The 12,797-nt window shown below is 39.0% G+C and carries 14 protein-coding genes; 11 read left to right on the plus strand and 3 right to left on the minus strand.

Going from position 1 to position 12,797, the window contains the following annotated elements; translation table 11 throughout:
- Together JEM65_RS00245 and msrA are read left to right on the plus strand one after the other, a co-directional pair.
- Positions 1-783, plus strand: a complete 783-nt coding sequence (locus tag JEM65_RS00245; RefSeq protein WP_199596537.1) for a zinc ribbon domain-containing protein — start codon at positions 1-3, stop codon at positions 781-783.
- Positions 784-906: 123 nt separating this feature from the next.
- Positions 907-1,557, plus strand: coding sequence for a peptide-methionine (S)-S-oxide reductase MsrA (gene msrA / locus JEM65_RS00250; protein ID WP_199596538.1), 651 nt, complete (start codon positions 907-909; stop codon positions 1,555-1,557).
- Between the two features lie 61 nt (positions 1,558-1,618).
- On the opposite strand, the gene JEM65_RS00255 is transcribed toward msrA, so the two are convergent.
- Positions 1,619-2,419, minus strand: coding sequence for a class I SAM-dependent methyltransferase (locus JEM65_RS00255; RefSeq protein ID WP_199596539.1), 801 nt, complete (start codon positions 2,417-2,419; stop codon positions 1,619-1,621).
- 70 nt (positions 2,420-2,489) lie between these two features.
- On the opposite strand from JEM65_RS00255, the gene JEM65_RS00260 reads away from it, so the two are divergent.
- Positions 2,490-3,155, plus strand: coding sequence for a hypothetical protein (locus JEM65_RS00260; protein WP_199596540.1), 666 nt, complete (start codon positions 2,490-2,492; stop codon positions 3,153-3,155).
- A 121-nt stretch (positions 3,156-3,276) separates the two neighbouring features.
- Here JEM65_RS00260 and JEM65_RS00265 read toward each other — a convergent pair whose 3' ends face one another.
- Complete coding sequence (locus tag JEM65_RS00265; protein WP_199596541.1) at positions 3,277-3,417, minus strand: hypothetical protein; 141 nt, start codon at positions 3,415-3,417, stop codon at positions 3,277-3,279.
- 49 nt (positions 3,418-3,466) lie between these two features.
- Here JEM65_RS00265 and kynU point away from each other — a divergent pair, with 49 nt between their 5' ends.
- The 8 genes from kynU (at position 3,467) to JEM65_RS00305 (ending at position 12,157) form a co-directional block, all read left to right on the plus strand.
- Positions 3,467-4,735: a kynureninase gene (gene kynU, locus JEM65_RS00270; RefSeq protein WP_199596542.1), complete on the plus strand. Its 1,269-nt coding sequence runs from the start codon at positions 3,467-3,469 to the stop codon at positions 4,733-4,735.
- A gap of 131 nt (positions 4,736-4,866) precedes the next feature.
- The gene (locus JEM65_RS00275) at positions 4,867-6,282 is read left to right on the plus strand and encodes an FAD-dependent oxidoreductase (RefSeq protein ID WP_199596543.1); all 1,416 of its coding nucleotides are present in this window, start codon (positions 4,867-4,869) and stop codon (positions 6,280-6,282) included.
- 55 nt (positions 6,283-6,337) lie between these two features.
- Complete coding sequence (locus JEM65_RS00280; RefSeq protein ID WP_199596544.1) at positions 6,338-6,778, plus strand: RidA family protein; 441 nt, start codon at positions 6,338-6,340, stop codon at positions 6,776-6,778.
- Between the two features lie 80 nt (positions 6,779-6,858).
- A complete protein-coding gene (locus JEM65_RS00285; RefSeq protein ID WP_199596545.1) occupies positions 6,859-8,298 on the plus strand; it encodes an aldehyde dehydrogenase in 1,440 nt (479 codons plus the stop codon).
- Positions 8,299-8,450: 152 nt separating this feature from the next.
- Entirely contained in the window at positions 8,451-9,233 is a 783-nt protein-coding gene (locus tag JEM65_RS00290) for an SDR family oxidoreductase (protein ID WP_199596546.1), read from the plus strand.
- Positions 9,234-9,445: 212 nt separating this feature from the next.
- Complete coding sequence (locus tag JEM65_RS00295; protein ID WP_199596547.1) at positions 9,446-9,979, plus strand: 3-hydroxyanthranilate 3,4-dioxygenase; 534 nt, start codon at positions 9,446-9,448, stop codon at positions 9,977-9,979.
- 357 nt (positions 9,980-10,336) lie between these two features.
- Complete coding sequence (locus tag JEM65_RS00300; RefSeq protein WP_199596548.1) at positions 10,337-11,425, plus strand: amidohydrolase family protein; 1,089 nt, start codon at positions 10,337-10,339, stop codon at positions 11,423-11,425.
- 90 nt (positions 11,426-11,515) lie between these two features.
- Positions 11,516-12,157 (plus strand): O-methyltransferase, encoded by a 642-nt coding sequence (locus tag JEM65_RS00305; protein ID WP_199596549.1) that lies wholly within the window; start codon positions 11,516-11,518, stop codon positions 12,155-12,157.
- Between the two features lie 270 nt (positions 12,158-12,427).
- Here the strand turns inward: JEM65_RS00305 and JEM65_RS00310 are convergent, their stop codons facing one another.
- Entirely contained in the window at positions 12,428-12,718 is a 291-nt protein-coding gene (locus tag JEM65_RS00310) for a twin-arginine translocase TatA/TatE family subunit (RefSeq protein ID WP_199596550.1), read from the minus strand.
- Positions 12,719-12,797 lie beyond the last annotated feature (79 nt).

The following is a 12,797-nucleotide window of genomic DNA, read 5'->3' on the forward strand; positions in this document are numbered from 1 at the left end:
ATGGCAAAAAAAGCTGAACTTTCTGTTGAAGACCGATTAAGAGCGTTGTATGATTTACAACTAATTGATTCAAGAGTTGACGAAATCAGAAATATTAGAGGGGAACTTCCTTTAGAAGTAAGAGATTTAGAAGATGAAGTTGAAGGACTTAATACTAGACTTGAAAAATTGAACGGTGGGTTAGCCATTGTTGATGACGAAATTAAATCAAAAAAGAATTTGATTGAGGAAGCTAAATCGTTAATCAAAAAATATGCAGAACAGCAAAAAAATGTTAGAAATAACAGAGAGTTCAATTCCATTACAAAGGAAATAGAATTTCAGGAATTGGAAATTGAATTGGCTGATAAGCACATCAAAGAATTTAAAGTACAAATTGAGCAGAAAAAAGAAATTATTTCTGAGACTAAAGACCGGTTAAAAGACCGTCAAGCGCATTTGAAACACAAAAAAAGTGAATTGAATGCAATTTTGGCTGAAACTGAAAAGGAAGAAACGGCTTTGATCAAAAAGTCTGAAGAATATCAAGCATCAATTGATGAGCGTTTAGTAAATGCTTACCACAGAATTAGAGCAAATGTTAAAAATGGTTTAGCTGTTGTTGCTATTGAAAGAGGTGCTTCCGGTGGTTCTTTCTTCACTATTCCACCACAGGTACAAGTAGAAATTGCTTCGCGTAAAAAAGTGATTACAGATGAGCACAGTGGTCGTATTTTGGTTGACGCCCAATTAGCCATTGAACAAAAAGAGAAAATGGAAAAATTGTTTGCGAAATTAAGCTAAACAGCACCATCATAATATCAAAAAGCCTTTACACCCAACTGTAAAGGCTTTTATTTGGCATAACTTTCACATTGTACCACTAAGGTTTTAAATAACTTAGCGACTACTTATAAAATTAGCCTTATGAAATCACTTGTTTTATCATTATCACTTATCGTTTTATTTAGCTGTCAACATACGGCACAGAACAACCCCAAACAACAAGCAGTTAAAACCGCTGAGCCTATTGAAGTCCCAATGACTGATGGCAAAGCAAAAGCCTATTTTGCGAGTGGTTGTTTTTGGTGTGTTGAAAATATTTATGAGCACGTCAAAGGTGTTGAAGAAGTGATTAGCGGCTACGCAGGAGGTCACACCAACAATCCAACCTACGAATCAAGCAACACAGGACAAACAGGACACGCAGAAGCTGTAGAGGTCATCTATGATCCGAATGTTGTAAATTTTGCGACTTTAGTGGATGTGTATTTTGGCTCTCAAAATCCAACGCAAGTTAATGGCCAAGGTGGAGACCGAGGCTCACAGTACCGCTCTATTATTTTTTATCAGACTGATGCGCAGAAAAAAATAATACAAGAAAAAAAAACGGCTTTGGCAACAAAACTGAATCAAACGGTTGCTGCTGAATTATATCCTTTTCAAAAATTTTGGATTGCAGAAGGCTATCATCAGGATTATGAGAAAAACAATCCTCAAAACCCATACATCCAAAATGTATCCATCCCAAGATACGAACGCTTTAAGGCAAAATTCCCAAAGTTGATTAAGGATTAAGATTGGATCAAATCGTTTATTTTAGACCTCACAGGTTTTAGAAACCTGTGAGGTCTCTTTATTATGGCTTACTTGCTCTTAAAGTAAATATTAAGGGATAAAGTTTGTCCTTAGTAACAAACATTCCCGAATCCGTTTGTAGCAAATCAGGCAATATATTGTACGGACTTTCATCATGCTCTTTGAGATACTCAATATTCAATCCAGCTTCAGATAAAGCAGAAACAACTTCTCCCAATCCGTGATTCCAGCCATACTCTTTACTGATCATCTCTGATTTGGCATTTGCATAAGTACCTTTATACTCTTCGTAAATAACAGCATCCTGCATATACCCATATTTCAAAATAGGCTTCCCCTCTAAATAATCAAACATCCAAACCATAGGATGAAATTCGGCCATAAAAAATGTTCCGCCTGGCTTCAAGCGCTCTGCAATCATCTGTGCCCACGGTTTTAAATCGGGCAACCAACCTATTACGCCGTAACTTGTAAAGACAAGATCAAAGGTTTCTGAAATATGTTTAGACGTATCAAGCACATTGCAGCACACAAACTTAGCATCAAGTTTCAATTCTTCGTTTAATTGTTGGGCTAAAGCAATGCCTTTATCGCTCAGATCAACCCCTATACACTTTGCTCCCATCCTACTCCAACTTAATGTATCTTGACCAAAATGACATTGCAAGTGCAGCAAGCGCTTTCCATCAACACTTCCTAGCGCCTCCAACTCATACCGCTTCAACGATGATTTGCCGTTTTTAAAAGCTTCCATGTCATAAAAATCACTTTCTGCATGAACACTGACTTTGTTGTTCCAAGTGGCTTTATTGGTATTGAAATAATTAGCATGTGGATCCATAAACTCTGTTTGATGTTTAAAATTAATACTTCTAGAACATTCTTCATTATCTTTATAAAAAAATTAAAAGATGAAAAAATCACTGATTTTACTCCTATTCGTCGCTTTCTCCTTTTCCTGTAAACAAAAGGAGGACGCTAAAGTTATAGAAAAAGAATGGTCAACATCGGAAAAAATTGCCAACGCTCACGGTTTTCAAAATTGGAAGGATGTTACTGAAATCCATTTTACTTTTAACGTAGACAGAGACACCACCCATTTTGAGCGTTCATGGATTTGGAAACCTAAATCAGATGCTATTGTGATGATTTCAGGAAAAGATACCCTTGCCTACAATCGGAAAGCGATGGATAGTACGTCTATGAGTGCGGACAAGAACTTCATCAATGATAAATACTGGCTATTGGCGCCTTACCAATTGGTTTGGGATACCTCAGCAACTATTTCTGACACTACTGTAACGGAAGCTCCAATTAGCAAAACTGAACTCAATCAAATAACGATTACCTATCCAAACGAAGGTGGCTACACTCCAGGAGACGCTTATGATTTATATTTTAGCGATGATTTTCTATTAAAAGAATGGGTGTATAGAAAAGGTAACTCTAAAGAGCCCTCAATGATGACCACTTGGGAAGATTACGAAGATTTTAATGGGATCAACATTAGCAAAACACATAAACGGCCTGACGCCAATTGGACACTCCATTTCACGAATATCAAGGTAATAAGATGAGATTTGTAAACTATTATAAAACCACGCTGCTTAAAATCCAAAGTGTAGAGTCGCAACGTATATAAGGTATGTCAGATGAATATTCCGCAGGATGCGTCTCTATATATTCAAAGAGCTTCCACTAACAAAGTTGAAGCTCTTTTTCTGCGCTCAAATCAAAGCTTGGTTTCTCTTCTACGAATTTCTTCAGAAGATTAACAGCAGCAGTATTTTCCAATAGAGACTTCTTAACTTCCAACAAACTCACTTTTCCGTCCTTCATTCTAAGCTTATAATTCTTATTTTTGTGTACAACCGAAAATCAAAACTCTGTGTCACATCACAAATTAGGCCTTGCATACGCACAACAAAAAGATCAAGCTGATACATTGGCGTCTTATAGAGATCGCTTCCATATCCCTAAACATAACGATGGAACCGATGTCATTTATATGACTGGGAATTCTCTCGGACTTCAACCAAAATCCACAAAAGAGTATATCCATCAAGAATTAGAAGATTGGGCAAGTTTAGGCGTTGAGGGCCATACCCAAGCAAAAAACCCCTGGTTACACTATCACGAGTTGCTAACGAATAGCATGGCAGAAGTAGTGGGTGCAAAACCTATTGAAGTGATTGTAATGAATACCTTAACCGTCAACTTACATTTGATGATGGTGTCTTTTTATAAACCGAGTCAAAAACGTTTTAAGATACTCATTGAAGCCGATGCTTTTCCATCCGATAAATATGCCGTAGAATCCCAGTTGATACACCATGGTTTTGATCCTAAAGACGGAGTCCTGCTTTGGAAAGCTAGAGAAGGGGAAGAATTAGCAAATTATGAAGATTTAGAGGCTATCATGGAAAACCAAGGTGATGACATAGCTTTGATCATGATTGGTGGCGTTAACTATTATACCGGACAGTTTTTCGACTTTAAACGCATTACCCAATTGGGACACAAACACGGTTGTATGGTAGGCTTTGATTGTGCCCACGGTGCAGGAAACGTGGCATTGAACCTCCATGATTCAGGCGCGGATTTCGCAGTTTGGTGCACTTATAAATATTTAAATTCTGGACCCGGAAGCTTAGGTGGCGCCTTTGTGCATGAGCGTCATGCACATCATAAAGACCTCAACCGCTTTGCAGGTTGGTGGAGCCACAACAAAGCCACCCGTTTTAAAATGCGTGATGAATTTGATCAACTTCCCGGCGCTGAAGGTTGGCAGTTAAGCAATCCCCCTATTTTATCAATGGCAGCTATTAGAGCCTCATTAGATATGTTTGCTGAGGTTGGCATGGAACAACTGATCGTAAAATCAAAAGAACTCACGGGGTATTTCGAGTTTTTGTTAAAACAACTAGGCTCAAACAGCATAAAAATTATCACCCCATCAAATCCCGATGAACGTGGATGCCAGCTCTCCATTCAGGTTAAAAATGCGGACAAGGCATTGCACAGCAAATTGACTGAAGCAGGCATCATTACTGACTGGCGCGAACCAGATGTGATCCGTTGTGCGCCTACACCATTATACAACTCGTTTCAGGATGTATATAATCTGGTAGAAAAATTAAAGCACATTTTAAATTAAAAATGCTCAAAAATTCCTTCCCTTTTTTAAGGGAAGGTGGATTAAAGCTCCGGTTAGAGCTTTAAGACGGAAGGGTTTTCAATCCTATATTGAAACTAAAAACTAAAGTTCCTCCCTTCGCAGGAAATATTATGAAAAAACAACAAAACATACTCATCATCGGTGCTGGCCTTTGCGGAAGCTTACTTGCCTTACGATTAGGACAACGTGGTTTTAATGTCAATCTTTATGAAATGCGGCCTGACTTAAGAAAGGTAAATATCAGTGCAGGACGGTCCATTAACCTAGCGCTTTCTGATAGAGGTTTAAAAGCAATGCGACTTGCGGGCGTGGAAGATCAGGTTAAAAAGCTTTGTATTCCTATGAACGGTCGACTCTTGCACGATAGTGATGGAAACACTGTTTTAGCGCCCTATAGTGGCCGTGAACATGAATTTATTAACTCTATTTCTCGTGGCGACTTGAATGCGCTCTTATTAAATGAAGCCGAAACACATCAAAATGTCAGCATTCACTTTAATAAAAAATGTAAATCAGTCGATTTTGAAAACACCACAGCCTTTTTTGAGGATTATAAAACGAAAGAAACCTTTGTAGAAGATGCTGATATTATTATTGCTACAGATGGCGCTGGATCGGCCTTGAGGAAAAGCTACTTTTTAGGAAAGAAATTTTTGTTTAGTTTTTCGCAAGATTGGTTAACCCATGGCTACAAAGAATTAAGCATACTTCCTGCAGCAAATGGCGGGTACCAAACTTATAAAAACGCACTCCATATTTGGGGACGCGATAGTTTTATGCTGATTGCATTGCCCAATTTGGATGGCAGTTTTACCGTCACCTTATTTTTAAGTTTTGATGAAGGCGACTACAATTTTGGAAATTTGACGACACCGGAAAAGGTGCTCGAATTTTTTGAAATATATTTCAAGGATGCCTTGGCATTGATGCCAAACCTGATCGACGAATTTTTTACCAATCCAACAGCACCTTTAGGCACCGTAAAGTGTTCGCCATGGTCTTATAAAGGCAACACCTTGTTGATGGGCGATGCCGCCCATGCCATTGTTCCTTTTTACGGACAAGGGATGAATGCTTCATTTGAGGACGTCGTAGAGTTTGACAAGGCATTGGATGAAGGCCAACCGAACAGCGAAGAAGGATGGGAAGCTATTTTTAAAGCCTACCAAACCAACCGAAAAAAAGATACTGACGCCATTGCTGATTTGGCCATTGACAATTTTCATGAAATGAAAGGCCACGTCAACAATGCGATATTTAGGGAAAAACGCAATTTAGAGATGACTTTGGAGAAAAATTTCCCAAATGCGTATTCCTCCAAATATTCATTGGTTACCTTTAATGAAGAGATTGGGTATCGGGAAGCCATGTTAAGAGGTCGAGCACAAGATAAAGCCATCTTAAATATGCTTACAGACAAAGAACTTGATATCAGTGATGATTTAGAAACTAATTTAAAAAAAGTTAATCGTGCTACGGAAGAGATTTTGGAAAATGATCGGGTAGCGAAAAATTTTAAACATTAAGAATAGTAAAAGTTAATTTAAACATCGATAAGACTTAAATTACAAAAAACAAGTTATGGCCAAAAAAATAAATGAGATTCCTGCCGCCGCAGGAACTAATGTCACACCAAGAGGTGCCTATCCGCACACAAAACGCGTAGGCGATTTTATATTTGTGTCTGGCACAAGTTCGCGCCGTGCAGATAATAGCATTGCAGGCGTTGATATTATTGACCCCATGGGTACCAAATATTTAAATGCAGAAGTGCAAACTCGTGAAGTGATCAAGAACATCGAAAAAAATCTGGATAAAGAAGGTGCGACTTTAAAAGATGTGGTAGATGTTACCTCTTTTTTAGTTAACATGAATGATTTTGCAGGCTACAATAAAGCCTATGCCGAGTTTTTTGATAAAGAAACCGGACCTACCAGAACTACTGTAGCGGTACATCAGTTGCCACACCCTGATTTGGTGGTGGAGATTAAGGTGATGGCTTATATCAAGAATAGAGAGTAGAGAGTAGAGAGTAGAGAGAAGAGAAAAGAGAAAAGAGATTTAAAATCGAGGCTCTATTTAAATCAATTGAATTAGGCATTATGAACATACAGAACTACATCAACGGTCAATTTTTGCCTCCAGTCGCTGACGAGTGGATAGATAATTATTGCCCTGCGAATGGCGAAATTTACGGTCAAATCCCTAACTCCTCAAAAGAAGATGTAGATAATGCCTATATCGCCGCTGAATCAGCATTTCCTAGTTGGTCACAATCTACTTTCGAGGAACGCAGCAGAATTCTTATCAAAATTTCCGAACTCTTGGAAGCGAACCTCCAACGGTTTGCAGAAGCTGAAAGTAAGGACAACGGGAAACCTATTTCATTAGCAAAAGACGTTGATATTCCACGGGCTGCTAGTAATTTTCGGTTTTTTGGGAATGCCATTACACAGTTTGGCAGTGAGAGTCACGAGAGTGTGGGTCAGGACGCCATTAATTACACTTTACGCCAACCCATTGGTGTGGTTGGGTGTATTTCGCCTTGGAACCTTCCACTCTACCTGTTTACTTGGAAAATTGCTCCTGCCCTAGCTGCAGGAAATTGTGTGGTTGCCAAACCAAGTGAAGTCACCCCAATGACCGCCTATTTATTGGGAGAAATTTGTACTGAAGCAGGCTTGCCAAAAGGTGTATTGAACATCGTACACGGGTTAGGAACAACCGCAGGACAAGCCATCATTGAACATCCAGATATTAAGGCGATCAGTTTTACAGGTGGCACCACAACCGGTGCCCATATTGCAAAAGTAGCGGCACCAATGTTTAAGAAATTGTCTTTAGAATTGGGTGGGAAAAATCCGAATATCATTTTTGCAGATTGTGATTATAAGGACATGCTAGAGACTACAGTACGTTCTTCATTTGCCAACCAAGGACAGATTTGCTTGTGCGGCAGTCGCATTTTTGTGGAAGCATCTATTTATGAAACATTCAAAAATGATTTTGTGGCGAAGGTTAAAGCTCTTAAAGTTGGCCATCCTTCAGAAGAAAAGACGACTATAGGCGCCTTGGTATCCAAAGCACATCTTGAAAAAGTCCTGAATTATATTGAAATCGCTAAATCAGAGAAGGGCAATGTCCTTTGTGGCGGGAATAGGGTAATAGTGAAAGGTTATGAAAATGGTTATTATTTAGAACCCACAGTTATTGAAGTTGCCTCGAATGATTGTCGCCTTAACCAGGAAGAAATATTCGGACCTGTAGTGACCATTATGCCTTTTGAAACTGAAGACGACGTATTGACCATGGCCAATGATGTTAAATACGGCCTATCTGCAACACTGTGGACCAATGACTTAAAACGCACCATGCGCATGAGCAGCCAATTGCAAGCGGGAATCATTTGGGTCAACACCTGGATGATGCGCGATTTGCGTACACCTTTTGGAGGTATAAAAGCATCAGGAGTTGGCAGGGAAGGCGGATTTGAAGCCTTGCGCTTTTTTACGGAAGCTAAGAATGTTTGTATAAAATACTGAAAAGAATATAGAAAAGAGAACAGAGAACAATGACATTTATAGGTCTCTTCTCTCTTCTCTCTTCTCTCTTCTCTATATTCTATATTCTTATTTCTCTTATCAAATAAAAAAAATTAACCTTAAAAAAGATCACTGCCTTCGCAGGGAATACTATGGATTTACAACTAAACAATAAAAATGCATTAGTTTGCGGGAGTACCGCAGGTATCGGAAAAGCGACAGCTATCTCATTAGCTGCTGAAGGTGCAAAGGTCACTTTGGTGGCACGAAATGAAGCTAAATTGAAGCAGACTATTTCAGAGCTTCCCAATCCGGAGAAACACAGTTATATTGTTGCCGATTTTTCAAACCCTGAGGAACTGCAACGCAAAGTTTCTGAATTCATTTCTAAAAATCACGGATTCCACATCTTGTTAAACAACACTGGTGGACCGGCCGGGGGGCCAATTTTTTCGGCAAAATTGGAAGAATTTGGAACTGCGTTTACGCAACATTTAAAATGCAACCATGTGTTGGTGCAAGTGGTGGTACCTTTTATGAAAGAACAGAATTTTGGACGGATCATCAATATTATTTCCACTTCGGTCAAGCAACCTTTAGATGGCCTTGGGGTCAGCAACACCATTCGTGGTGCAGTTGCCAATTGGAGCAAAACCTTAGCCAATGAACTTGGACAATTTGGTATTACCGTCAACAACGTGCTGCCTGGCGCCACTGAAACAGAACGGTTAACGGGTATTATCAGAAACAAAGCCAATAAATCAGGGCATACTGAAGAAGAAGCTGCCAATGCAATGAAGAGCGCAGTACCTGCAAGACGCTTTGCAAAACCAGAAGAGCTGGCCTATGCGGTGACGTTTTTAGCAAGTGAGCGTGCTAGTTACATCAATGGCGTCAATCTTCCTGTTGATGGTGGACGTACAAAATCATTATAGAATCATACAAAAATAACCACGAGCAAAATCTTTTTGTTCTGCTGTTTTATACTTAATTTTAAGAACGAAAACTTGCGTTACGGATAGAGGTCCCGATAGCTATCGGGATTGGAGCTCCTCTCCCGATTGCTATCGGGAGAGAGCGACTGCCGAGAGCCTGCCTGCCGACAGGTAGGCCTGACCTGTTCCTTAACGCCCAAATAATTGTTACCATGAGCAAATTAGTTTCTCCTATAAATTTTAAGGAATGGATTGAAGAAAACAGACATCTTCTTAAACCTCCCGTAGGCAATAAAGTTGTCTGGAAGGATGGCGACTTCATTGTGATGGTTGTTGGCGGTCCGAACAATCGAAAAGATTACCATTATAATGAAACACCTGAGTTTTTCCATCAAATTGAAGGTGACATGGTGTTAAAAATCATTGATAATGGCACCCCAAAAGACGTCCATATTAGAGAGGGTGAAATTTATTTGTTGCCTCCTAAAGTACCTCATTCTCCGCAACGTGGACCAAATACCGTTGGGTTGGTTATTGAATACAAACGACCTGAAGGCATGCGTGATGCCTTGCTTTGGTTTTGCGAAAATTGCACCACCAAACTTTATGAAGAGGACTTTACGGTAGAAAATATTGAAACCGATATGCCTAAAATATTCGATAAATATTATAATGACAAGGACAAACGAAAATGTCCTAATTGTGGGGAATTGATGGAACCGCCAACTAAAGTTAAGATTGAATAATGGCATCATTTTCACGGTATGGAAGATCAAATTACAATGGTAGGATCTCATCACAACGTCCTTTTAATAATTGAAAACATCAGTGTCCGGTAAAACAAGTAAAAAGTTTGCACCCCCCTTAAAGCATGATCTGGTTCGAGAACTTAAAAATGACACCTTGTTTTTGAAACTAATTTCACTTAGAGTGATTGGGCAAATTTAATTTAGAATAACGACTGTTTATCAGTCAGTTAAAATCAAGTCTTTGTTCTTTTCCCGATAGTTATCGGGACTATAAGCGCAGCGATCTTAATTCTTTATCGGACAATAATGAATTGCAAACAATAAATAAGATTCCCACTTTCGTGGGAAATAAGTATGGAAAAACGCAAATTACGTATTAACGGACACTCACATTTATTACCTTATCCAGAGGAGATTCCTCAATTTATGAAGGATAAAGGCATCTTTTGGGTAGATAAGGACCGGAAATTCATGCTTCAAAAAGATTGGAGTCGTCCAGTAACACATTCAAGTTTCTTTTTAGACGAAAAATTGGCTTGGATGGACCGTTTTAAAATTGACCATGCCGTGGTTTTGAATTTGTCTCAGTTATATGGTAATGGTTTGCGTGTTGAAGAAATGAAGCAGGCCTTACGGTTTCAAAATGATTTTAATGCGAAAATCCAACGAGAAAACCCGAGTAAATTTACCTGTGGGTTTGTAGTGCATCCAGGTTTTGTGCGCGGCGCAATGTGGGAAATGGAACGATGCGTAGAAGAATTGGGCATGCAGCTGCTGTGTTTGCCAACCCACTATATGGATACGATCGGCACTTGGCGTTGTATTTTTGATGAAGAAAATGAGCCGCTATTCGAGTTGGCCAGTAAATATAATTTAGCGGTAGAAATCCATCCGTATGATGGAGAAAAATTCATCAAATTGGAAAACACCTCTTGGCGCTTCCATTTAATTTGGATGCTCGCGCAATGTGCGGATGCTTATCACTTTTTAACTTTAAATGGCTATCAAGATAAATTCCCAAACATGCGTACTTGTTTTGCACATGGCGGACAATTGGCACAAATTAACTTGGGGCGTCGCATACAAGGTTTTGATGGGAGACCTGATTTATTTGAAGGCAAGAGTCACCCGAGAAAAGCGGTGGGTCATAAAAATATATTCTTTGATACCTTGGTACACGATACCGGCGGTTTACAACTGCTGATTAAAAACCAAGGCTCCAAACAAGTGCTGATGGGATTGGACGACCCGTATCCGCTTGGCGAAATGGAAAGCGCACAACAATCTTCCTACCCCGGGAAAATCTTAGATTTGGCGATGGATAGAAAAATTATTACCGCTGATGAACACGATGCTATTTGGGAAGATAACGTGATTAGATGGTTGTGTGGTGATGACGAAGCTGCTAAAGAAAAGTTGGTGAATCGAATTTTAGGCAATTAGTCAGAAGCGTTTTGTGAACAATGTCAATTCAATTATTAAGAACTTATTCGTAAACTTCACCCAAGTTTTAGATTATTTAAACTGAACATCATGAATTTTATATCGGAGATCTTAGATAGGTACATTACCGAGCATTCTGAAGACGAACCAGAATTATTGCAACAACTGTCTCGCGAAACATTTCAAAAAATCCTTCAACCGCGGATGCTTAGTGGGCATTATCAAGGTCGTGTATTGAGTATGATTTCAAAATTGGTGAACCCTGAGGCTATTTTAGAAATTGGAACCTATACCGGCTATTCGGCCTTATGTTTAGCTGAAGGCCTTCAAAAAGATGGTATTTTACATACAATTGACCTCAACGAAGAACTTGTGGATTTTCAACGCAAGTATTTTGACAAGTCTGATTATGGCACTCAAATCCATCAACATTTGGGAGATGCCTTAGATATCATTCCGAAGTTAGATTGGACCTTTGATTTGGTATTTATAGATGCCGATAAGGAAAATTATACCAACTACTTTCATTTAGTGGTTGATAAATTGAAACCTGGCGGCATTATATTATCCGATAACGTACTTTGGAGCGGAAAGGTACTAGAACCTTTAGAGAAGGATGATGTGTCCACAGCAGCTTTAATTACCTATAACACACTTCTAAAAAATGATCAGCGGGTTGAAACCATAGTATTGCCCATTCGTGATGGGTTGACGGTTTGTAGGAAGAAATAAGGGATTAGGAGAATTAAGCGATACTGAATATAAAGGTGCAGACCATTTTTGAATGCCTTTGAACGCCATCTGAAGTCGAATGAAATTAAATTCAATTTACAAACCTAATGAGGTAAGACTAATAAAATAAAGCGCAGCATGAAGGTAATAGACACTATATATTGCGTCAAAAGGGCTTAAACAGAGTCCACAATTTATCTAATAATGCGTTGTTTAAATTCAGATTTTAGAAAAAATCAGAGAATAAATGGAAATCCAGGCACAGTTGGGTTACATCTTGCGTTTAACAGAACCTACAGCATCCTCCACCTCATCCTTTACTTTCTGGATTTCTTCAGTGACGGATTTGGTATATTCTGAGGTATTAATACCGTGTTTTTCTGAGCTTTTAGTAATCTCCGATTTAAGATCATTGGTAGCATCTCTGAGTGTACGCATGCCTTTACCCATCCCTTTCGCAATGTCTGGCACTTTATCTGCACCAAAAACCATCACCACTATAAATAGGATGAACATGATCTCAGTGGTCCCGATAAATAAAAATGTAGGTTGTAGTATCACAATGCAAATATAGTGAGTTGTTTTGAATACTATAAAAAAGCCGACTGTTAAATTAGTCGGCTTTTTTAGTTAAAGTTTT

This window comes from Gelidibacter salicanalis (genome assembly GCF_016469035.1).
Taxonomy (GTDB): Bacteria; Bacteroidota; Bacteroidia; order Flavobacteriales; family Flavobacteriaceae; genus Gelidibacter; species Gelidibacter salicanalis_A.